Origin of the sequence: Halosimplex halobium, assembly GCF_051414055.1 — an archaeon.
In the GTDB taxonomy this organism is placed as follows: domain Archaea; phylum Halobacteriota; class Halobacteria; order Halobacteriales; family Haloarculaceae; genus Halosimplex; species Halosimplex halobium.
Window position 1 is genome coordinate 88410 of the sequence record NZ_JBLKNX010000015.1, and the last position, 22422, is coordinate 110831.

Here is a 22422-nt window from a genome sequence, read left to right on the forward strand (position 1 = left end):
CTCCCTCCGTTCGACGTGACGCCCGAGAGCCTGACACCCCATCCTCCGACCGCCAGGCGTGACACTCGTGTCCACACCCGCTCTCCGACCTCGACCGCGATTCGGAACGCTCCGTGGCGCACGTTCCGCCGGTCGTATCCGTCTTACAGAATACTACGCGATCTGTTCGTTCGGGTGAAGTACGCATTCTTCGCTTTCTTCGAAATAGTCGTTCATCCATCCGGAACGATAGTTCGAAGGCCGCACACCGCGCTGTACGGCGGTTTCCGATTTCGGAACGGTCGGCGGGACCGCTGACAGGTCGGTCGGCGAGGATAGTTCAGATGCCGAAATTTCGCTCCTGTGTACCTCTTTCGTATGATATCGACGGATCGGACCCCGTCCCCCGTGCCGACGTTTCGTGGTCCCGTATCGTATCAGAACCAGTATATAACGGCAGAAGTCTATGATCGCAAATATTCACTACGGTTCGAGTAAACATCTCCGTCCGCGGTCCGGAGGGTCCCGGCGAGCCGTCGTCGGGCGGAAACGGGGCGGAAAAGTGGAGCGACCGGGCGAATCCGGTTCAGACCTCGGTGACGCGCTGGTAGCTGTCGTCGAGCGCCTGGGCGTCCTCCTCGAGGAGGGCGACGACGACGTACTCGGCGTACTCGGCGACGTAGTCGACGAGGCGGGCGATGCGGTCGGAGTCGATCGCCTCGATGGAGTCCAGCAGGAGGAACGGACAGGTCTCGTACACGTCGTGGGTGAGATACCCCGCCAGGGCGAAGATGAGTCCGGTCACCTCGCGCTCGGACTCGCTGAGGTGGTCGATCGAGTCCTCGTAGGTCGTCCCGTCCTCGGTGCTCCGGACGACGTGGAGGTCGAAGACCGACTTCTCGACGCGCCGGCGGCCCTCCTTGACCCGCTCCTGTTTGCGCTCGATCCAGATCCGCTCGAGGTTCTCGTAGCCGAGCATCTCCAGCACCGACTCCATGTGTTCGTTGAACTGCTCGACCGCCTCCGTCTCGATGCGGTCGATCCGGGTGCGCAGGTCCTCGATCCGGTCCTGGATCTCCTCGCGTTCGGCCTTCAGGTCCTCCCGGCGGTCCAGCTCCGCCTCGATGCGCTCGATCTCCTCGGAGACCTCCTCCAGTTCGTCCTGCCGGCGGCCGATCTCGAACTCAAGTTCGTTGGCCTCGCGGTGGAGGTCCAGCAGGTCGCTCTGGGTCTCGTCCTGGAGCTCGTTGACCTCCGCCTCCAGCTCGTCGATGCGCTCCTCCAGCCGGTCGCGCTCGTCCTCGAGGTCATCGATGCGCTCGCGGCGCTGGGCGAGCTCCGACTCTGCGCGCTGGCGGCGGTCCTCGAGCTGGGAGCGCTGGCGCTGCTGTTCCTGGTAGGTCGCCTTCTCGGTCTTCAGGTCGTCGATCTCCGACTGGAGGTCCTGGCGCTCGGAGAGCTTCGACTGGCGCAGCTCGCGGATGCGGTCGAGGGTCTCCTCGACGTCCGACTGGTCGACCTCGCTCCCGCAGGTCCAGCAGACCACCTGGTCGTCGACGAGGCGCTCGGTCAGCTCCTCGGCGTCGTCCTCGCCCCGCAGCGCGGCGACCACGTCCGAGCTCGTCCCCTCCAGCATCTCCTCGTTGAACTGGATCACCTTCTGGAGCTCGTTGACCGTCGAGTCCAGCGTCTGGCGCTGGTCGCGCAGCCGGTCGATGCGGTCCTCGACCTCGCTCACGTCGCCCGACACCTCCTCGGGGAGGTCGTCGAGCTCCGCCTCGGCCTCCTCGATCTCCGACTCCAGCGCGTCGACGCTCTCGCGTTCGCTGTCGAGGTTGTAGCGCACGTCCTCCAGGTCCGAGCGGGCCTCGCGGAACGACTCCAGCGCGTCCTCGAGTTCGGCCTTCTGGTCGCGGGTCGTCCCGAGGTCCTGGTCGGCGTCGTCGATCTGCTCTTTCTTCTCGGCGAGCTCCTCGCGCTTGTCCTCGATCTCCGCCTCCAGCTCCTGGCGGCGCTCCTCCAGCTCCGGCAGGGAACTGCGCAGCGACTGGAGGTCGTCGAGCCGCTGTTCGAGTTCGTCGCGCTCGCTCTGCAGCTCGTCGATCTCCGATTCGATGGCGGCCGTGTCCACCGGCCGCATGATGAGCTCGCGCAGGTTCTCCGTGCGCTCGACGGCCCGGCGGGCCTCGTTGGACTCCAGCAGGAAGACGAAGAGGTCGGCGATCTCGGAGTCGTCCAGGTAGGGGTCGCCGTCCGTGACCACGGCCCCGTTCTGCCGGGTGAGGGTCCGAGTGTACGTCTCGTCGCCGACGGTCAACTCGACGTGGCCCTCGTCGGCGTCCCCCTTGAGCGAGACGTTGTCGCTCCCCAGCCCCGCCATGATAGCCTGCAACAGCGATGTGCGGTTCGTCGCGTTGCGACCCGTGAGGATCGTCACCCCCGCCGAGAACGACACCTCGGTCCTGTCGATCCCGCCCACGTTCTCCACGGCAACGTCTACCGGCTTCGCCTTGCTATCAGTCGCTCCCATGTGTACCGGTGGCCCTCACCGCCGGATAAAAGTATTGCATCGCCGCTCCCGATCGAACCCCCAGGCGCCGAGACCGCCCGGTCCCGGCGCCCTCGCGGCGGATTACACACATACGAGTGTAATGGCTACTCGTCGACACGGCACCGGCAGCCGCCCCGCTCGATGAGGTCGATCGGGTCCTCCTGGCGGCCACACTCCTGGCAGACGACCTGCACGTCCGCGAGCACGTCGACGGGGCCGATGTCCAGCCGGTCGGTCGAGCGGAGGTTCTCGACGTTGCGCCGCGTGACCGCGTTCAGCCGGCTGGTGAGCCGCTGGATCGTCTCGACCGACTTCTCGCGCTGGTCGCCGTCGTCGCCGGGCTCGTACTCGGCGTCCCGGTAGTCCCGCAGATAGGTGTGGACGGCGTAGTGGCTCACGAAGTCGTTCCGGAGGTCGTCGACGTCGATCCCTTCCCGTTCGAGCCGGTTGCGGGCCTGCGTGCGGGCCCCCTCGGTCACGTCGTCGCCGGTGAGCAGCTCGTAGATGTTCTCCAGCTCCCCCTGCAGCGTCACGACGCCCGCCTCGTCCATCGCGCTCTCCAGCACCCGCCGGTTGAAGAAGTCCGCCAGGTCGCGCAGGCTCTGCCGTTCGCGCCCCTCGCCCGTCCACCGCCGCTCCAGTTCCCGGCCCAGATCCCCCAGGTCGTACTTGCGCACGACCCGCTCTACCTTGTTGTCCGGGCGCTCGTCCTGTCGATTCGTCATGCACACTGGCTACCACGGACTCGCTGATAGGTCTTCCGCTCGCCGCTCCGTCCGACGGCCGCGACACCCCGGCGGAACGCCAGGCTACGGCATCTGTCACCGAAACGACCCATCGCACGACCACCCCAGTCGCGGCCCGACCGTCACCCCCGATCCGGGACCAGATACTCCGTAAGTGTCTGTTTCAAATTACTAGCGTATTTTTTATATTACTAAATACGCCCGATTCGATCGATATATCGTATCAGCCGGCGAGACGAGCCTTCGACCGCATTTTGCCCCGTTATATTCGATCGCAGTGAGTTGCCGGAATTGACGCCGTCCCCTATCCAGAACTGGCTATTGATCCACATTCAGTCCATTTCCGGGCACATCTGGAAGAGATGGCGGGAGATATCGCAGTCATACCACTTTGATGTCTGTTCTTCAATTCTCTTCGAATTCGTATATTTCGGCGGCGTCGACCCGGCGGACCGCGCTCAGGCGGTCGCGGCGTCGGGGCGGAGGCGGGCGAGGCGCATCGCGTTGCCGGTGACGGCGGTGGTCATGCCCACGTCGCCGGCGAGGACGACGAACCAGAGGGGGACGGCGACGAACGGCAGGGGGATGGCGACGGCCAGCGCGGCCTTGACGAGGAGGCTCCCCCAGACGTTCTGTCGGATGATCCCGTTGCCGGTGCGGGCGAGCCGGTGGAGGTAGGGGAGCTTCGAGAGGTCGTCGCCCATCAGCGCCACGTCGGCGGTCTCCAGCGCGGTGTCGGTCCCCGCGGCGCCCATCGCGATCCCGACGGTGGCCGTCGCCAGCGCGGGCGCGTCGTTGATGCCGTCGCCGACCATCGCGACGGTGTCGTACTCCTCGCCCAGCGCCTCGACGCGCGCGACCTTCTCGTCGGGGAGCAGGTCGGCGTGGAACGCGTCGACACCGACCTGCTCGGCCACCGCGCGGGCGGTCCGCTCGTTGTCGCCGGTGAGCATGGCGAGGTGGTCGACGCCCTGCTCGCGCAGTCGTTCGACCGTCCGGCGGGCCTCCGGGCGCACCTCGTCGGCGATGGCGACCAGCCCCTCGATCTCCTCGTCGGTGCCGACGAGGACGACCGTCTTCCCCTCCGACTGGAGTCGCGGGACCGTCTCGCCCAGATCGACGCAGTCGTCGCGGTCCGGGCAGGGCCGTTTCGCGCGCTCGACTGCAACCCCTCCATCCGTGACGGGGTCGGCGTCGCCGCTCAGGTGGACGTGGTCCTGGTCGAAGCCGAGGTCCTCGAAGAGGCCGGGCTTGCCGGCGTAGTGGGTCCGGCCGTCCAGGTCCGCGCGGACGCCTTTGCCGGTGATCGACTCGAAGTCGGTCACCTCGCGGTCGGCGACCCCCCGTTCGTCGGCGTGGGCGACGATGGCGTCGCCGATGGGGTGTTCGCTCCGGCGCTCGATGGCGCGGGCGCACTGCAGCACGTCGGCCTCGTCGTTGCCGTTCAGCCCCATCACGTCGGTCACCGACAGTTCGCCCGTGGTGAGCGTCCCCGTCTTGTCGAAGGCGACGGCGTCCACGTCGCCCATTGCTTCCAGGTGGTTGCCGCCCTTGATCAGCACGCCGTTTTTCGCCGCGCTCGTGACGCCCGAGACCACCGTCACGGGCGTCGAGATGACGAACGCACAGGGGCAGGCGATCACGAGCAGGGAGATGCCGCGGACGAACCACGTCGCCCAGCCGCCGCCGAAGACCAGCGGGGCGACGAACGTGGCCAGCAGGGCGGCGACGACCACCGCGGGCGTGTAGTAGTCGGCGAAGCGCTCGACGAACTGCTCGCGCTCGGTCTTGTTCGCCTGGGCGTCCTCGACGAGTTCGACGATCCGGTCGATGGTCGTGTCGCCCGCCGCGGCCGTCGTCTCCACCGCCAGGAACCCCTGCTCGTTGATCGTCCCCGCGAACACCTCGTCGCCGGGCTCCTTGTCGACGGGGACGCTCTCGCCGGTGATCGGCGCCTGGTTGACCGCGCTCGATCCCTCCGTCACGGTGCCGTCTATCGGGATCTTCTCGCCCGGCTCCACGAGGACGGTCTCGCCGACGGCCACGTCCTCGACGGGTACCTCGACCCGCTCGGTCTCGCCGTCGGGGCCGCTCGCCCGGCGCACGGTAGCGATGTCGGGCGAGAGCGTCAGCAGCTCCTCCAGGGAGTTGCGGGCGCGGTCGACGGAGTACCGCTCCAGTAGCTCGGCGACGTTGAACAGGAAGGCCAGCGACGCCGCCTCGACGTAGAAGTGCAGGCCGGGGACGGCCAGCGAGATGCCCGCCGCGCTCAGGATGGCGACCGACATCAGGAAGTCGATGTCGAGGCTGAGATTCCGCGCCGAGTAGTAGCCGTTGCGGACGATCACCTGCCCGCCCGCGAGGACCGCCAGCAGGTACAGCGCGTCCGCGACCAGCAACTCCCGCCCCGCGGCCGCGACGAGCGAGCCGTTCAGCCCGGGGAGTCCGAACTGGACGAGCAGGCCGAGCCCGAGGGCGAGGCCGCTGAGCGCGGTCTTCTTCGCGCGGACGGTCCGGAAGACGCTCCCGGTCCCGCCCGCGGCGTCGTCCGCGTCGCCGCCGCTCCCGCTCCCGTCGTCTGCGACCGGATAGCCGGCGCTCTCGACCGCCGCGACGAGGTCCGAGCGGGCGGTCCGCTCGGGGTCGAAGGTGATTTTCGCGGTCCCGGTCGTCGGTTGCAGGTCCGTCGCGACGACCCCCTCGCGGTCGGCCAGCGCCGCGTCGACCTTGCTCGCACACGACGAGCAGTCCATCTCCGGGACCGAGAACCGCACCTCCGTCCCCTCGGCGACCCTGCCGTCGTCCGCGCCGACAGCCGGGGCGGCCGACCCCTCGCAGCCGCCGGACTCGCAGCACGCCTCCCCGGTGTCGTCGGCGTCGCCACCGACAGCGTCGGTATCGGCACTCTCGGGGCCGCCGCGTTCGTCGGACCGGTTCGGGTCGTCCGTCATTACTCGGAGCTAGACCGCCGGGACGTATTAACCCCGCTGCTACGAACCGGGGGTAAATTGCTTCGATTTGCTAAAACGATCGCGTTCAGTTAACAATTCCGCTACCGGTCGGCGTCGGTCGGCTCCTCGTCGGCCTCCCAGAGGTCGGTGCCGTCGGGGTCGCGGGCGCCCAGGTCCATCGGGCGGATCCAGACGTACCACGCGGCGAGGACGACGCTCCCGTAGCCGACCGGCCAGACGACGCTGCCCAGCCCCTCGAAGCCCGCCGACTCGACGAGGCCCGCGACCTGGCCGGTCAGCGCGATCCCGACGAGCAGTGCGAGCGCGAGCGCGATGTCTCCGTAGTCCATCGTCCGGAGTTGGAGCGGGCCGGACGTAAGCGGATCGATGCGGGCGGGAACTCGGCGGTCGCGGCCGGCGCCCATCCAAAACGACTTACTCGCCCCCGCCGTGGCTCCGGGCATGACTGCCGCACGCGAGGTCGAGCTGGAGGGCCACATCATCGACTCGGGGATGATGCAGGCCTGTTTCGGTATCATCATGGACATGGGCGGCTCCTTCGAGGTCGAGGAGTTCGCCATCGGCCGCGAGAAGACCGAGGAGTCCTACGCCCGGCTGCTCGTCGAGGCCGACGACGAGGAGACGCTCCAGTCCATCGTCCACGAGCTCCATCAGAACGGCGCCAACCCCTCCGACCCGAAGGACGCCACGCTCCAGCGCGCCCCGAAGGACAGGGTCGTCCCCTACGGCTTCTACTCCACCACGAACCACCCTACCGAGGTCCGCATCGACGGCGAGTGGGTCGAGGTCGAGGACATCGAGATGGACTGTGCGGTGATCGTCGAGGACCGCGAGGGCGAGGACGGCGGCCCGCGCGCCTATACCAAGGTCCTCAGCGGCGTCGAGGAGGGCGACGCCGTCGTCACCGGCGAGACGGGCATCCGCGTGAGCCCGCCCGAGCGCCCCCGGGATCGGGAGGGCGCCTTCGGGTTCATGCAGGGCGGCGTCTCCTCCGAACGGCCCTCCGAGTCGACCATCCGCCAGGTCGGCGACGCCATCGAGGAGACCAAGCGCGAGGGCGGCGACGTGCTCGCGGTCTGTGGCCCCGCGCTCATCCACTCGGGCGCCCGCGAGGACCTGGCCCGACTCGTCCGCGAGGGATTCGTCGACATGCTCTCCATCGGCAACGGCTTCGCCGTCCACGACCTCGAACGCGATCTGTACGGCACCTCGCTCGGCATGGACACCGAGAGCCTCGACCACCCGCGCAAGGGCCACAAACACCACATCTACACCATCTCGGAGATCATCCGCGAGGGCGGCATCGAGGAAGCCGTCGAGAGCGGCACCGTCGAGTCGGGGGTCATGTACGAGTGCGTCGAGAACGACGTGCCGTTCGTCATCGCCGGCTCCATCCGCGACGACGGCCCCCTGCCGGACACCATCACCGACTCGATGGAGGCCCAGAACGCCATCCGCGAGCAGGCCCACGAGGCCGACCTCGTGCTCATGCTCTCGACGATGCTGCACTCCGTGGCGGTCGGCAACTGCCTGCCCTCGACGACCCGGACCGTCTGCGTCGACATCAACCCCGCCACCGTCACCCAGCTGCTCGACCGCGGCAGCGACCAGGCGGTCGGGATGGTCACCGATATCGGCACCTTCGTGCCCATTCTGGCGGACCATCTGCTGGGCGAGGGGTAGTCCGGCGACCGTCTCGGTATCGTCCGGCCCGCTCTATATAGCCGTCATAGCGCCTTTTAACAGCCCGGCGACGCCCGATCCGGGCGATGCCCTCCCTGGATCGCCGGTCGTTTCTCGCGAGTTCGACGGCGGCGCTGGTCGCCGCCGGCGGCTGCAGCGCGGTCGAATCGTCCCCGCAGCTCGCCCACTGGGTGACGGTCTACCTCGGCGACCGCGACGAGACGCACGAGGTGTCGGTCACGGTCACCGACGAGGCGGGCGAGACCGTCTTCGAGAGGGAGTACAGCCTCTCGGACGACAACGAGGCCGACGAGGACGCGCCGTTCTCCGACTCGGCCGAGCCCGAGACCGTCGTCGTGACCGTCGACGGGACCCGGTTCGAGCGCGACTGGCCGGGGTTCGAGCAGCCGGAACTCCCCTGCGACGACCCGAACCGGTCGGGGATCGAGGTCTGGATAGAGAACGACGCGGACGGGTCCCCGGGGATCCGGGTCGAGGCGGACTGTCAGCACGTCACGATGGAGTGAGTCCGGCGCCCGCATCCACTGGAGAACGTCTGACGCGATTCAAAACGAGATTTTAGCATCCGCCGGGGATACTTACCGGTCGGCTGTAGTCGGGAGCGGGATGCACGCAGACCGCCCACCCCGCGACCGTACCGAGGCGGACGGACCATCCGGGTTCGCCCGCAGAGAGCCCTCCCGCGTCACAACGGGGGTGATCCGGTGAACCGAACCTACGGCACCGTCGGCGCCGTCGCGGTGGTCCTCGTGGCCGCCGTCGCCGCTGTGTCGGCCGGCGGCGTCCCGCTCGGGGACGGCCCCGTGGACGCGACCGATACACCCGGCGCGACGGATGCACCGGTCGCCAGCGGGACGACCGTCGCCCACGACGGCGCCCACCTCTCGCTGAAGGGGGCGCCCCGCCAGACCATCGCCGGCGAGACCGACCTGTCGCCCGGGACCGAACTCGCGGTGCGGATCGTCTCCGACGGAGACAGTCCGTTCCTCCGCTCCGAGTCGACGGCCGTCGGCGAGGACGGCGGGTTCTCGGCGACCGTCGACCTCTCCGGCGTCTCCGAGGACGCCCCGGCGCGGGTGACGGTCGTCCGCGACGGGACCGAACTGGCGAACGTGAGTGCCCGCGTCAGCGCCGTCGCCGGCGTCACGCCGACCGACGATTCCGACGGCACCGAGTCGGGGACGGCCTTCGACCACGAGGGCGACCGGCTCACGCTCGCGGCGCTGGAAAACGCCACCGTGCGCGGCGAGACGGACCTGGCGCCCGGGAGCGAGGTGACCGTCCGGCTGACTTCGACGGCGGGCGCGTCGCCGTTCCTCGTCCAGCGGACGGCGACTGTCGCCGACGACGGCACGTTCGCCGCCGAGATCGACCTCGTCGGCGTCGCCAACGGGACCACCTTCGAGGCCGTCGTCCGCCACGACGGCGCGGACATCGCGTCCGCCGAGGGAGTCGTGATCGGCGGCAAGAACGACGTGTCGACGACCGACACGAGCGACGAGAACTGGACGAAACAGCCGGTCAACGACACCAGCCCGGTCGCCGCGGAGAACCACAGCACCAGCCTCGACTACGACGGGGACGCGCTGACGGTCGAATCGGCGCCGGACCAGTCGATCGCCGGCGAGACGGACCTGCCGGCCGGGACCGAGGTGACCCTCCGGCTCACGTCCACGGGCTCCAGTCCGTTCCTGAAGGGTGCCACGGCGACCGTGACTGAAGACGGCCGGTTCAGCGCCGCGGTGAACATGAGCGCGGTCGCGCCCGGTTCGACCTTCGAGGTCACGGTTCGCCACGACCACGACACGATCGCCATCGCCGACGGCGAGGTGGTCGAGTAAGTTCGATCGCCCGCTCCGCGTACTGTCAGGCTTCCACGCTTCCGTGCTTCTTCCCCACCGGGTGTCAGTTCCCCGATGCCCGTTTCCGCCCGTTCTGTTTGTCGCGCATCCGAATCCCCGTCTGTGATTCGCTCAGTCGAGCTGTGAGTGTATCAGTTATTTTTCTCTGTAGTGTCGTGAAACGAAGTCCTATCGGGGTGACCGCACTCGATAGCGAGCGCTGAACGCCCTCGGCGCGCTCGCGGTCGCTGAGCGACATACCCTCGCGACCTGCGGCCGCTTCGGGTAGGGGTCGCTCAGGCGACTACACGAGCGCGAGCGCGCCTTGACCGTTCAGTCCGCCAGGAACGCACCGCAGACAGCCACGAACCTCCCCAGCCGATTCGCTCCTGGCGTCGCTCATCCACCGTCGGAGCAAGCTCCGAGGAGCCTTCACACAGTTCACGAAGACCTCGCGCGGTTCCGTCGCACGCATGAACGCGCGCCAACGTCAGAGCAAGCTCTGACGGCCTTCGGAATCGCAAGCGATTCCGAGACGACAGCGCGCGCCAACCGCACCGCGACTACCGCGTGTAGTTAGCATCCGGCGCGCAGCGCCGGTTCACCGGACGCGAGCGACCGAAGGGAGCGAGTCGTCCGGCTTTTTCACCCATGTTTTTGCTGCCCGGGTTCCCCCCAGCGCACCTCCGGCGCGCGAGGAAACCCGGGCGGCAAAAAGATGGTCAGAAACTGTCCTTGATCTTCTCGAAGAAGCCCTGGCCCACGTCGACCTCCTCGCCGCCGGCCTCGGCGAAGGCTTCGAGGGCTTCCTTCTGTTCCGTGTTGAGGTCGTCGGGGGTGACGACCTGGACCTGGACGTAGAGGTCGCCGTCGCCGCGCCGGCGCAAGCGGGGCATCCCCTTGCCGGAGAGGCGGAACGTTTCCCCGCTCTGGGTGCCGGCGGGCACGTCGAGTTCGACGGCGCCGTCGAGCGTCGAGACCTCGATGGTGTCGCCGAAGACCGCCTGCGGGAAGGAGATGGGCTCCTGGTGGTGGAGATCCGCGCCGTCGCGCTCGAAGTCGGGGTGGTCCCGCACCGAGACCTCGATGAGCAGGTCGCCCTTGGGGCCGCCGCGTTCGCCGGGGGCGCCCTCGCGTTCCATGCGGAGGGTCTGGCCGTCCTCGATACCGGCGGGGACCTCGACGGAGAGGGAGGCGTCCTCGCGGACGACGCCGTCGCCGCGGCAAGTCGAACAGGTCTCCTCGTAGACGGTGCCCTCGCCCTCGCAGTGGCGGCAGGTCTGGCGCTGCTGGACGCGACCCATCGGCGTCTGCTGGGTAGTCGTGGTCTGGCCGCGGCCGTTGCACTCGGGGCACTGCCGGGAGTCGGTGCCCGGCGGGTGACCCTTCCCGTTGCAGTCCGGGCAGGTGTCGGGCCGGGTGACGTTGAGTTCCTTCTCGACGCCGTGGTAGGCGTCCTCGAGGTCGATCTCCAGGGTGGTGCGCAGGTCGCGGCCCTGGCGGGGTCGGTTGGAGTCGCCGCGCCCCCCGCCGCCGCCGAAGAACGTCTCGAAGATGTCGGACATGTCGCCGAAGGGGCCCTGGCCGCCTCCGCCGCCCATGCCGCCCATGCCGCCCATGCCCCCCATGCCGCCGGCGCCGGCGCCGCCATCGTCGGTGGCGCCGTGTTTGTCGGCCTCGACGTAGCGGTCGTGGCCGAGCTGGTCGTACATCTGGCGCTGTTCCTCGTCGGTGAGGACCTCCTTGGCCTTCTTGACCTTCTTGAACTTCTCCTCGGCGTCGTCCTCGTCGCTCACGTCGGGGTGATACTCCCGGGCTTTCTCCCGGTAGGCCTGCTGGATCTCCTCCTCGCTGGCGTCCCGGGAGACCCCCAGCACCTCGTAGAAGTCCTCGCTCATCGCTTGTCGCGGTGTAGACGATTGAGGTACTTCAATAGAACGGGTCTGGACTCGCGACGGCCGGGCAACCGGACGGCCGCGGCCCTGCTCAGTCCTCGGTTCCGACAGAGCGTCGGAACGCTCGTCCTTCGCGGGAAGGGCGGGATTCTCTCGCTGAATCAAGATAGTCGACCCCTTCCACCCCCCGCTCGCTTGCAAGTTCCGCGGGCGGCGACTCGCCCCGCGGCTGTCGACGGATCGCCCGCTCAGTCGCGGAACGGCGGCGAGTCGAACGTCGCGCCGCAGCCGTCGCAGGCCGCGACGAGCGCGTCGTCGCCGTCCAGCCGGAGCGTCAGCTCGTCGCTCCCGCAGTCGGGGCACGGCGCGGGGACGCGCTCGGCGTCGCAGGCGGGACACCGGAACGACAGCGCGTCGCCCGCGGCGTCGAGGGCGAAGTCGGCCTCCCCGCAGTCGGGACAGCGGACGGGCACGCGAACGTCGGTGGTCTCCCGGGGCGCGCCGATGGCGAGGGCGACCAGGTCGTCGTCGCCGCGGTTGTGTCCCGACTGGTACTCGCCGGGGGCAAACCTGACCGCTTCGCCCGCGGGGACGGTGACTTCGCGGCCGCTCCGGGCGGTATTCGACCCGTCCGGCTCGTCGGGGTCGCGACCGGGGAGCGTCTCGAAGGTCGCGGTTCCGTCGAGGACGACGAACACTTCCTCCTGGTCGGCGTGGGTGTGGAGGCCGCTGGGGAACCCCTCGCCGGGCGGGATCCGGTAGCGGTTGATCGCGACGCCGTCGGTGGCCAGCGGGCCGGAGAGCCCGCGGCGGTCGACGCCGGCGGTCGGTCCGTCGGTCGGCTCGTCGAACGCGACGCGTTCCATGTCGGCCACTCGCGGCCGAGCGAGAAATCTCTGTGGGCGGCTACGCGGGCGATCCGACCACCGGTCGCGCGCTCACACCCCGAGCCACTCGTCGTTGCGGACCTCGTAGCCGTTCGACCGGCAGAACTTCGCCGCCCGCCGCCGCACGTCCCGGGACCCCGGAAGCTTCTCTTTCTCGCGGATCCGCTCGACGACCCAGTCGGCGACGACCGGGATCCCCTCGTCGTCGTCGACGGCGTCGATGGCCTGGAGTTCCCGGAACGTCCGCTCGTACCCCTCGCGCTGTGAACTCCCGAACTCGACGCCCCCGAGTTCGTCGGCCGCCTCGACGATGCGCCGCATCGCGGCGGCGACCGTCGGCCGCCGGACGCGCGCGCGGACCGCTTCCGGCGAGTCGTACGCCTCGCGCTCGGACCGCGGGAGCAACTCCGCCAGGTCGTAGGTCTCATCCCCGGCCTCGACCTCGTGGTAGCCGACCGCCTCGACGAGTTCCAGCCCCGTCGCCGGGAACTCGACGGTTTCGAGCTCCGCGTCGAGGTCGTCGAGCGCCCCCTCCTCGACCGGCGGCTCGGCCTCGTCGCCGCGTTCGAGCTCCTCCAGCATCGCCCGCATTCGCTGTCGGTTCTCCTCGTCCCGTGCTTGCTTGTCTCTCCCCGATCTGTCGTCTGGCATTCCCTGTGCTTGGAGCGGGCGGCGGATAACCCTGTGGTCGGGCCCCGGGCGACCCGACGGCCCGCCGCGCAGTCGACCCGGTCGACCGCCGCGCCCACCTGCCAGTTCGGTTTCAAAAACGGGCTTCAGCGAACGCCTTTACCGACGGCGCTCGGACTGTGTGCTATGGCAACGGAGTCCACGGACGGACCGGACGGCTACAGGGCGGCGGCCGACCTCGACGCGCTCCGCGAGGACGGGCGGGCGGTGACGACGGTCGGCGGCCACAGCGTCGCCCTCTTTCACCACGAGGGGGAGGTCTACGGCGTCGACAACCGCTGTCCGCACATGGGGTTCCCCCTGTCGAAAGGGACCGTCGAGGACGGGCTGCTCACCTGTCACTGGCACCACGCGCGGTTCGAGCTGTCCTGCGGGGACACGTTCGATATCTGGGCCGACGACGTGCAGACGTTCCCGACCGAAATGCGGGACGGGACCGTGTACGTCGACCCCGACCCCGAGACGGACGTGGCACCGGCGGTCCACTGGCGCAACCGCTTGGTCGACGGCATGGCCGAGAACCTCTCGCTCGTGCTCGCCAAGAGCGCGATCCACCTCGACGGCCTCGGCGAGGGCTTTTCGACGCCGCTGGAGACGGCGGTCGACTTCGGGACGAAGTACCGCGCCGACGGCTGGGGGCGCGGGCTGACGACGCTGGGCGCGATGGCGAACCTCTACCACCAGGTCGACCACGACGAGAAACAGCGGGCGATGTTCGTCGGCGTCCGCGAGGTGGCGAGCAACTGCGCGGGCGAACCCCCCAGGTTCGACCAGTACGCGCTGGACAACGAGGACCTCGGCAAGGACCGCCTGAAGTCGTGGTTCCGCGAGACCTGCGAGGTCCGCGACGCGGACGGCGCCGAGCGCTGCCTGCGGGCGGCGACCGCCACGCTCCCGCCCGAGGATCTGGCCGAGATCCTCGTCGCCGCGGCGACCGACCATCTCTACATGAACAGCAGCCACACGGTCGACTTCATCAACAAAGCGTTCGAGACGCTCGACCACGTCGGCTGGGAGCAGGCGCCGGACGTGCTCGCGTCGACGGTCGACACGATCACCGACGGCTCCCGCGCCGAGGAGACGAGTGCCTGGCGCCAGCCGGTCGACGTGGCCGCACTCTGTTTCGACGCCGCCGACGACATCTCCGACCTCTCGGCGGCGGGCGCCGGGGAAGACTGGGAGCGACCGGACGACTTCGTCGACCGCCTGCTCGGCGACGACCCCCACGCCATCGACGAGGCGCTCCGGGACGCGGTCCGGAACGGTGCGACGACCGAGCAGCTGGCCCACGCGGTCGCCCTGGCGGCGCTCCGGCGGGTCGCCCACTTCGCCACCAGCAACGAGTTCGGCGACTGGAACACGGTCCATCACACCTTCTCGTTCGCCAACGCGGTCGAGCAACTGGCGGGCCGCACCGACGCCGACGACCTCTACCGGGCCTGCTGGCAGGGCGCGATGTCGGTCTACCTGGACCGCTTCCTCAACCAGCCGAAGGCGCCGCTCCCGGAGGTCGGTGCCGGCGAGGGCGACGACCCCGCGGAGTTGCGCGAGCGCCTGCTGGAGACGTTCGACGAGCAGGGCCGCGTCGACGAGGCCGGGCGGATCGTCTCCCGGCACTTCGACGCCGGCGGCGACCCCGACCGGCTGAAGCGGACGATGGGGGAGGGGCTGCTGCGGGAGGACGCCGGCTTCCACACCCTCCAGAACGTCGAGGGCGGGTTCGCGCAGTTCGAGGCCGCCGGGAGCGACCGCGAGCGGCGACTGGCGCTTATCGCGCCCGCCAGGTACATGGCCGCCCATTTCCCGACCCGCCGCGAGGCCGAGCAGACGTTCACCATCGCCGAACGGCTGCATCGCGGCGAGGCGATCCACGAGGAAGCGGGGGACTGAGCGCGAACCGAACGCTGTGTGAGGGCGGCGGTCGCGCCGGTCGTGACGGGGGCCGGACCCCGACACCTAACTACCCGGCGCGAGTGCTGTCGGGTAATGACGAGGGCGCCAGGACTGGTCGGCGACGAGCGCGGCGGCGTCGAGCGGTGGGTGGTCTGGCTGGTCGCCGTCGCGGTCGTCGTCGGGCTCGTCGGCTCGGTCGTCTACCTCGACGACGAGCTCCGCCGCGACAGCCCGGGCGCCGACTTCTCGGTGTCGTTCGACGCCGAGGCCGGGTCGATGACCGTCGAACACGCGGGCGGCGACGCGATAGCCGACCGCACGACCGACCGGCTGTCCGTCGTCGTCCGCGACAGTTCGGCCGGGAGGAGCGCGGACGTGGTGTGGGTCAGCGACTCGCCCGGACTGTCCAAGCGAGGGGTGGGGTATCCGGTCGCCCCCGGCGACTCGCTGACGGTCGACGACCCGAGCGTGGACGCCGACGGGGACGGGAACTACCTGGACGCCGAGCGGAGCGTGGGGTTCTACCTGGAGGCCGGCGACTCGGTGCGCGTGGTCTGGACCGGTTCGATGCGCGGGACCGAACGGACAGTGACCCTCGCGAACGCGACCCTGGAGTGAGCGGGTTCGTTCTCGATGTCTGTGAGAGGACTGCACTCCGCGGTGAGCGCCGAAAGCCCTCGACGCGCTCGCTCTGAATCGGATCGACCGCACTCGACAGCAGACGATGAAAGCCCTCGACGCGCTCGCTCTGAATCGGATCGACCGCACTCGACAGCAGACGATGAAAGCCCTCGACGCGCTCGCGGTCGCTGAGCGACATATCCGCGCTCTCCGCACCGCCCGCGCGGATAGGGGTCGCTCAGACGACTACATAAACGCGAGCGCGCCTCGCCCTTTCAGTCCGCCAGGAGTATCTCGTCGCGGTCGTCTAAAGACGGCGGCTGGTCGAACAGGCGTGAGCCTCACGCCTCCCCAGCCTCTTGCGCTTCTCGGCCTCCGGCCTGCGATGCTCATCCCTCGCACGGTGCTGTCGCGCGACGAGACGCGCGACAGCGCGCGCCGTTCGGAAGGCCGGCCGCTCCGAGCGGGTCAGACGCCCTTGCGCATCAGGTGGCTGCGGAGCACGTCGTTTTCCTTGGTGCCGGCGACGGGGTTGACGAGCACGACCACGTCGTCGCTCCCGAGGTGGCCGCCGTCGGCGAGTTCTTGCGCGGCGGCGGCACCGACGCCGCCGGTCGCGCTGGCCTCGATGCCCTCGGCGTTGAGCCGGACCGCTGCTTCGAGCGCGTCGTCGTCGCTGGCGCCGACCGCCCAGCCGCCGGTGTCGCGGACGGCCTGCAGGGCGAGCGCGCCGCCGGCGGGGTCGGGGACCTCCAGGGAGCCGATCAGGGTGTCCGGCCGCTCCCACGCTTCGGTGTCGTCGTCGCCCGCGTCGTCGGCGGCGACGACCGGGGCGCAGTCCTCGGGCTGGGCGGCGTGGAGTGCGGGCGCGTCGTCGACGAGGCCCGCGGCCTGCAACTGCTCGGCGGCGAGGTGGCTCCCGACGACGCCGAGGCCGTGGCCGGTCGGGTGCACGACCGCGTCGGGGACCTCCCAGTCGAGTTGCTCGACGACCTCGAACAGCAGCGTCTTCGCGCCCTCGTGGCGGTAGGGCGTGTCGAACGGCGCCAGCGAGTGCCAGTCGTTGTCCTCGTCGCTCATCGCGCCCTCGAAGGCGTCGACGGCGTCCGGGTAGCGCCCCTCGACGACGCTCATATCGCCGCCGTGGACGTTGGTCATCGCCTTGGCGACGAACGTCGAGCGCGTCGGGACGAACGCTTCCGACTCCAGGCCCGCGCGGGCGGCGTAGGCGGCGGCGCTCTGGCCGGCATCACCGGTCGTCGGGAGCGCGACTTTCTCCGCGCCGTGGTCGCGGGCGGCGGTCACGGCGAGCGCGGTTCCGCGGTCGGCGGTGGTGCCGGTGGGGTTCGCGCCCTCGTCTTTGACGTAGACGGCGCCGACGCCGAGCTCCTCGGCGAACTCGGGCGCTGGGATCAGCGGCGTCGTCCCCTCGTCGAGCGTCACGAGCGAGTCGGCGGGGAACGGCAGCAGGTCGGCGAAGCGGCCGACGCCGTCGAAGCGCGCCCCGGCGAGCGACTCGCGGCTCACCTCGGCGGCGTCATGGTCGTAGCTCGCGCGGAGGACGCCGCCGCAGTCGGGACAGCGCCGCGGGGCCGCCGCGGGGTCGTGGGTCGCCGCGCAGTCGGCGCAGACGAGGCCGTCGAGCGACGTGGTCGTGTCCATATCCGGAGCGCGGGATGCCATCGACTAAGCACTGTCCGTTCGCGGCCGTCGCGAGGGCGAACACGTTCACGAGCGGCGACGGGCGCCGCCCGGGAGCGGCCCGAGACAGGGGGCGTTTAGTGGGTCGGGCCGAAGGGACCGGTATGAGCGAGGTCGTCATCGTCGGCGGCGGACTGGCGGGCCTGGTCGCGGCGCGGCGCCTGGCCCGGGACGGGGCGGACGTGACGCTGTTCGAGCGGCGCGCGGAACCCGGCGGGCGCGTCCGCTCGCGCGAGGTCGACGGCTTCACCCTCGACCGCGGCTTCCAGGTCCTCTTCTCGGCGTACCCGGCCGTCCGCGAGGAACTCGACCTGGACGCCCTCGACCTCCGGACGTTCGCCCCCGGGGCGACTATCGCCCGCCCGGACCACCGCTCGACGCTCGCCGACCCCTTCCGGGCGCCGCTGGCCGCCGTCGAATCCGCGATGAACCCCGACGTGACCCTGCTGGACAAGCTCCGCGTGCTCAAACTCCGCCGTGAACTCGGCAGCGCCGACCCCGACGCGCTCCTCGACGGCCCGACCGAGAGCATCCGCGAGTACCTCGACGGGAAGGGGTTCTCCGAGAAGTTCGTCGAGAACTTCGCCGCGCCGTTCTACGGCGGCATCACGCTCGACCGCTCGCTGTCGACCGACGCGGGCGTCTTCCGCTACACCTTCTCGATGCTCTCGCGGGGGAAGACCGCCGTCCCCGCCGACGGGATGGGCGCCATCCCCGAACAACTCGCCGCCCGCGCCCGCGACGCCGGCGTCGCCATCGAGACCGACACCGAGGTCACCGCGGTCGAAGGAGCGGCGGTCGACGGGGCCGCGAGCGAAGGGAGTGTCGGCGGGACGACCGTCGAGGCCGGCGGCGAGACGGTCGACGCCGACGCCGTCGTCGTGGCGACCGACCCGCGGACGGCCCGCGAGCTGACCGGTGTCGAGTCGATCCCGACCGACGCGCGGGGCTGTGTCACCCAGTACTTCCGGACGCGCGAACACCGCTCGCTCGACACCGGCCACCGGCTCGTCCTCAACGCGGTCGACAGCTGTCCAAACACCGTCGCGCCCCTCTCGACGGTCGCGCCGGAGTACGCCCCCGACGGCCACGCCCTGCTCTCGGCGACGACGCTCGGCGTCCCCGACCGGTCCGACGAGGAACTGGCCACCGCGGTCCGGGACGCCCTGGTCACCTGGTACCCCGAACACCGCTTCGACGACCTCGAACTGCTCGCGACCGACCGCGTCGAGTTCGCACAGTTCGACCAGCCGCCGGGCTTCCGCGAGGCTCTCCCCGCCGCCGACGCGCCCGAGGGGCCCGTCTACCTCGCCGGCGACTACACGGAGTGGTCCGCCATCCAGGGTGCGCTGGAGAGCGGCCGCGTCGCCGCCGAAACGGTCTCGGACGACATCTGAGCCGACGCCGTTCGGAACCCTCGGGGGGTTCCGGCATCGCCCGGCCGGTGTGCGACCGAATGCCTAAGTCCTCCCCCGCCGCACTTTCACCCGTGAACACGCTCGACAGCCTGGAGCCCGCGTGGACGACGGCCGCGGCGACGCTGGTCAGCTACGGCCTGATCCTCCTCCTGCTGTTCGCCGTGCTGTTCGTCGTCCCCTACCTCGCGTTCTCGGGACTGGCCTGAGGCGGTCCACGTTTTTCCGTCGCGCGTCCGAACGGCCGGTCGTGATCGAGGTCAGCCGATCCGTCGTGATCGACGCGCCCGTCGAGCGCGTGTTCGCGTTCATGGACGACCCGCACAACCACGTGACCGTGACGCCCAGCCTCGCCGAGGTCCGCAACGTCGAGTCGCTTGAGGGCGGCGGCAAGCGCCTCGACTACACCTTCCGGATGGCCGGTGTCGGGCTGGACGGCGACCTCGTCGAGACGACCCGCGCGGCGGACGAGCGCATGGTCTTCGAGATGCGCGGCCAGCTCGAAGGCGAGATCGAGCTCGCGTTCGCGCCCGCGGAGGACGGAACGGAACTCACCTACACCGGCCGCTACGAACTCCCGGGGCGCGTGCTGTCGGCCGTGGCCGAGCCGTTCGTCCGGCGGTACAACGAGCGGGAACTGGAGACGACGCTGGCGAACGTGAAGACCCACGTCGAGACCGGGGCGTAAGGGTCGTCAGTCGACGATGTCGGCGATCCGGCGGGGCTCGCCCGACAGCGAGGGGTCGCTCTCGACGAGCTTCAGCACCTCGTGGTCCGTGACCTCCGGGTAGGACTTCTGGGTCGCGTCCTCGATGAGCGACTTCTCCAGGCGGAAGTCGTGGCCCTCGTACACCACGTCGACCCCCTGCTCGTCGAACGAAAGTACGGTCATGCCCGCCGGTAGGCCGCCGCCGAATAAATATCTGGAGATCCGCGCCGCTCCGTGGGGGTCGCCCGCCGGCCACGCGCCGGCCGACCCGGCGACCGCCGGCCCCGTCAGACAGGCGTCAGACGCCCGTCGTGCGCGGTGTGGGGGTTTATTACGACTGAAATCGCTATGTCGGGTGTGCCGATCCGCTCGGACCCGCTCGACGAACTCGCGATCCCCGACGGGACCACGGTCGAGGAGCACGACCTGGTGACCGACGGGGACGTGATCGTCGGCGGGCAGAGCACCGTCGAGTTCGGCGTCCGCGGCGACGACGTCATGGCGGGCGAGCGGGTCACCTTCGAGGGCCACATCGAGGCCGCGGGGGACTGCCGGCTGGACATGTGGAGCGAGGTCGACGAGGACGTACTCGTCGGCGGCGACGCCTACCTCGGCGAGCGGACGCGCGTCGGCGGCGAGCTCAAGGTCGCCGGCAACGTCGACATCGGCGACGACGTGGACATCGAGGAGAGCTTCGAGGCCAGCGGCCACATCGTCATCCGCAACCCCATGCCGACGGTCGTCTTCCTCGTCGTCTACCTCTCGCAGCTGCTGCGCATCGGCGAGGAGGAGGCCGCCGAGGACCTCGCCTCCCAACTCGTTGACGCCGAGGACGACGAGGACCAGCCGGTCGTCATCCCGCGCGGTGCGCGCGTCAGCGACGACGCCTGGCGCGTCTCGACGCCGGCCACCGTCGGCGACGACTGCCGGCTCCACGGCAACATCCGCGCCGAGTCGCTCGACGTGGGCGAGGACAACACGATCTTCGGCAGCCTCCGCGCCCGCGGCGACGTGGTCGTCGGCCCCCACACCGAGATCAAGGGCGACGTGACCACCCGCGGCGGCGACGTGTACGTCGCCGAGGGCGCGACCGTCTGGGGCGACATCTCCGCCGAGGACGTGGAACTCCACGAACACGCCGTCGTCGAGGGGAAGATCCGCGTCAGCGGCGAACTCACGCAGGTCCGCGACGCGCTCGGGCCGACGCCCGCCGCCGACGAGGAAGCCCCGGCCGGCGACGACGTGGCGACCGACGAGGAAGCGGCGACCGACGACGGGGCCGACGAACGGGTCGACGCCGACGCGGACGACCCGCCGGAATCCGACGACGGGACCGACGCCGACGCGGACGAGGACACGGACACTGTCGACGACGCCGAACCTGGCGACGACGAAGCGGATTCCGGCGACGAACCCGGGACCGACCCGGACGAGGAGCCGCCCGCCGTCGAGAGTCGCGAGGCCGTCGAGGCGGAGCTGGACGGCGTCGTCCCGATGATGGGCGGCGACGCGGGCCACAGCGAGAACGGCCACGACGAGGACGCCGAGATCGCTCCCGACGCGGACTGACCGCGGCGGAGTGACGGGACCGAAAGCGGCTTTTCGCGGCCCCGGGAAGTAGGGGTATGCTCTCTATCGCGCTTGCCGGCAAGCCCAACGCCGGCAAGTCGACCTTCTACAAGGCGGCGACGATGGCCGACGTGGACGTGGGTAACTACCCGTTCACGACCATCGACGCCAACCGCGGCGTCACCCACGTCCGCACGGACTGCCCCTGTCTCGACCGCGACGAGCGCTGCGGCCAGGAGAACTGCCACGACGGCAAGCGATTCGTTCCCGTCGAACTCCTGGACGTGGCCGGGCTCGTCCCCGGCGCCCACGAGGGCCGCGGGCTGGGCAACCAGTTCCTCGACGAACTCTCGAACGCCGACGCCATCCTCCACGTCGTCGACGCTTCTGGAGGTACGGACGAGGAGGGCGAACCCGTCGAGGTCGGCGAGCACGACCCCGTCGAGGACCTGCAGTTCATCGAGGAGGAGATGGACCTGTGGCTGGCGAGCATCGTCGACCGCAACTGGGAGGGGGTCGAGCGAGCCTCCCGCTCGCCGGACTTCGACATCGACGAGGAGCTGACCGAGCTGCTGACCGGCGTCGGCGCGACCGAACTGGACGTGGCCCGCACCCTGCGGGACCTCGATTACCCCGACGACCCGATCCAGTGGACCGACGACCACCGCGAGGCGCTCGCGAGCGAGATCCGCGAGCGGACCAAACCCATCGTCGTCGTCGCGAACAAGGCCGACGTGGCGCCGCCCGAGAACATCCAGGCGCTCAAGGAGCGCAACGAGGCGACCATCCCCGCCACTGCCGACGGCGAACTGGCGCTGCGGAAGGCCGCCGAGGCCGGCGTCGTCGACTACGACCCCGGCGACGAGGACTTCGAGATCGTCGGCGACGTGAGCGACCAGCAGGCCCAGGGCCTCGAACAGATCCGCGAGGTGATGGCCGACCACGGCGGAACGGGCGTCCAGCAGGCGCTGGACACGGCCGTCTACGACGTGCTGAATCAGATCACGGCCTACCCCGTCCAGGACGAGACCCACTGGACCGACGGCCAGGGCAACACCCTCCCCGACGCCTTCCTGCTCGGGGAGGGCTCGACGCCGAAGGACCTGGCCTACGCCGTCCACTCGGACATCGGCGACGGCTACCTCCACGCCGTCGACGCGCGGAAGAACATGCGCATCAGCGACGAGGAAGAACTCGACGAGGGCGACGTGATCAAGATCGTCTCGACGGCGAACTGACCGGGCGGCGG

Annotated in this window: 19 protein-coding genes; 10 read left to right on the top strand and 9 right to left on the bottom strand. The window is 69.9% G+C overall.

What is annotated here, in order from left to right; all coding sequences use genetic code 11:
- Window positions 1-565: 565 nt before the first annotated feature.
- From ACMGFG_RS16265 to ACMGFG_RS16280, 4 genes are all read right to left on the bottom strand, one after another.
- On the bottom strand, window positions 566-2509 hold the full coding sequence (locus tag ACMGFG_RS16265; RefSeq protein ID WP_436931372.1) for an archaea-specific SMC-related protein: 1944 nt from the start codon (window positions 2507-2509) through the stop codon (window positions 566-568).
- Between the two features lie 125 nt (window positions 2510-2634).
- Entirely contained in the window at window positions 2635-3255 is a 621-nt protein-coding gene (gene rdfA / locus ACMGFG_RS16270) for a rod-determining factor RdfA (RefSeq protein ID WP_436931373.1), read from the bottom strand.
- 479 nt (window positions 3256-3734) lie between these two features.
- Window positions 3735-6227 carry a heavy metal translocating P-type ATPase gene (locus ACMGFG_RS16275; RefSeq protein WP_436931374.1) on the bottom strand — a complete coding sequence of 831 codons (2493 nt, stop codon included), beginning with the start codon at window positions 6225-6227 and terminating at the stop codon, window positions 3735-3737.
- 101 nt (window positions 6228-6328) lie between these two features.
- Window positions 6329-6577, bottom strand: a complete 249-nt coding sequence (locus tag ACMGFG_RS16280) for a DUF7996 family protein (protein WP_436931375.1) — start codon at window positions 6575-6577, stop codon at window positions 6329-6331.
- Window positions 6578-6689: 112 nt separating this feature from the next.
- Between ACMGFG_RS16280 and ACMGFG_RS16285 the strand changes: the two genes are divergently transcribed.
- The 3 genes from ACMGFG_RS16285 (at window position 6690) to ACMGFG_RS16295 (ending at window position 9793) form a co-directional block, all read left to right on the top strand.
- Window positions 6690-7931: an ornithine cyclodeaminase, nickel-pincer nucleotide-dependent gene (locus tag ACMGFG_RS16285; RefSeq protein WP_436931376.1), complete on the top strand. Its 1242-nt coding sequence runs from the start codon at window positions 6690-6692 to the stop codon at window positions 7929-7931.
- Between the two features lie 86 nt (window positions 7932-8017).
- A complete protein-coding gene (locus tag ACMGFG_RS16290) occupies window positions 8018-8458 on the top strand; it encodes a hypothetical protein (RefSeq protein WP_436931377.1) in 441 nt (146 codons plus the stop codon).
- Between the two features lie 198 nt (window positions 8459-8656).
- A complete protein-coding gene (locus tag ACMGFG_RS16295) occupies window positions 8657-9793 on the top strand; it encodes a BGTF surface domain-containing protein (RefSeq protein ID WP_436931378.1) in 1137 nt (378 codons plus the stop codon).
- A 722-nt stretch (window positions 9794-10515) separates the two neighbouring features.
- On the opposite strand, the gene dnaJ is transcribed toward ACMGFG_RS16295, so the two are convergent.
- The 3 genes from dnaJ to ACMGFG_RS16310 form a co-directional block, all read right to left on the bottom strand.
- Window positions 10516-11691: a molecular chaperone DnaJ gene (gene dnaJ / locus ACMGFG_RS16300; RefSeq protein WP_436931379.1), complete on the bottom strand. Its 1176-nt coding sequence runs from the start codon at window positions 11689-11691 to the stop codon at window positions 10516-10518.
- A gap of 245 nt (window positions 11692-11936) precedes the next feature.
- On the bottom strand, window positions 11937-12554 hold the full coding sequence (locus ACMGFG_RS16305) for a cupin domain-containing protein (RefSeq protein ID WP_436931380.1): 618 nt from the start codon (window positions 12552-12554) through the stop codon (window positions 11937-11939).
- A 72-nt stretch (window positions 12555-12626) separates the two neighbouring features.
- On the bottom strand, window positions 12627-13226 hold the full coding sequence (locus tag ACMGFG_RS16310; RefSeq protein WP_436931381.1) for a DUF5789 family protein: 600 nt from the start codon (window positions 13224-13226) through the stop codon (window positions 12627-12629).
- A gap of 165 nt (window positions 13227-13391) precedes the next feature.
- Between ACMGFG_RS16310 and ACMGFG_RS16315 the strand changes: the two genes are divergently transcribed.
- Complete coding sequence (locus ACMGFG_RS16315) at window positions 13392-15155, top strand: Rieske (2Fe-2S) protein (protein ID WP_436931382.1); 1764 nt, start codon at window positions 13392-13394, stop codon at window positions 15153-15155.
- Window positions 15156-15251: 96 nt separating this feature from the next.
- On the top strand, window positions 15252-15776 hold the full coding sequence (locus ACMGFG_RS16320) for a hypothetical protein (protein WP_436931383.1): 525 nt from the start codon (window positions 15252-15254) through the stop codon (window positions 15774-15776).
- Window positions 15777-16247: 471 nt separating this feature from the next.
- On the opposite strand, the gene ACMGFG_RS16325 is transcribed toward ACMGFG_RS16320, so the two are convergent.
- Window positions 16248-17441 (bottom strand): threonine synthase, encoded by a 1194-nt coding sequence (locus ACMGFG_RS16325; protein ID WP_436931384.1) that lies wholly within the window; start codon window positions 17439-17441, stop codon window positions 16248-16250.
- Between the two features lie 14 nt (window positions 17442-17455).
- Here ACMGFG_RS16325 and ACMGFG_RS16330 point away from each other — a divergent pair, with 14 nt between their 5' ends.
- The 3 genes from ACMGFG_RS16330 to ACMGFG_RS16340 all read left to right on the top strand — a co-directional run bounded on the left by ACMGFG_RS16330 (window position 17456) and on the right by ACMGFG_RS16340 (window position 19583).
- Window positions 17456-18877: an NAD(P)/FAD-dependent oxidoreductase gene (locus tag ACMGFG_RS16330; RefSeq protein WP_436931385.1), complete on the top strand. Its 1422-nt coding sequence runs from the start codon at window positions 17456-17458 to the stop codon at window positions 18875-18877.
- A gap of 92 nt (window positions 18878-18969) precedes the next feature.
- Window positions 18970-19104 (top strand): hypothetical protein, encoded by a 135-nt coding sequence (locus tag ACMGFG_RS16335; protein WP_436931386.1) that lies wholly within the window; start codon window positions 18970-18972, stop codon window positions 19102-19104.
- 41 nt (window positions 19105-19145) lie between these two features.
- Window positions 19146-19583, top strand: coding sequence for an SRPBCC family protein (locus tag ACMGFG_RS16340; RefSeq protein ID WP_436931387.1), 438 nt, complete (start codon window positions 19146-19148; stop codon window positions 19581-19583).
- 6 nt (window positions 19584-19589) lie between these two features.
- Here the strand turns inward: ACMGFG_RS16340 and ACMGFG_RS16345 are convergent, their stop codons facing one another.
- Window positions 19590-19787, bottom strand: coding sequence for a DUF5800 family protein (locus ACMGFG_RS16345; RefSeq protein WP_436931388.1), 198 nt, complete (start codon window positions 19785-19787; stop codon window positions 19590-19592).
- Window positions 19788-19961: 174 nt separating this feature from the next.
- Between ACMGFG_RS16345 and ACMGFG_RS16350 the strand changes: the two genes are divergently transcribed.
- Together ACMGFG_RS16350 and ACMGFG_RS16355 are read left to right on the top strand one after the other, a co-directional pair.
- Window positions 19962-21173, top strand: coding sequence for a polymer-forming cytoskeletal protein (locus tag ACMGFG_RS16350; RefSeq protein WP_436931389.1), 1212 nt, complete (start codon window positions 19962-19964; stop codon window positions 21171-21173).
- 56 nt (window positions 21174-21229) lie between these two features.
- Window positions 21230-22411, top strand: coding sequence for a redox-regulated ATPase YchF (locus ACMGFG_RS16355; RefSeq protein WP_436931390.1), 1182 nt, complete (start codon window positions 21230-21232; stop codon window positions 22409-22411).
- The last annotated feature ends 11 nt before the right edge of the window (window positions 22412-22422 follow it).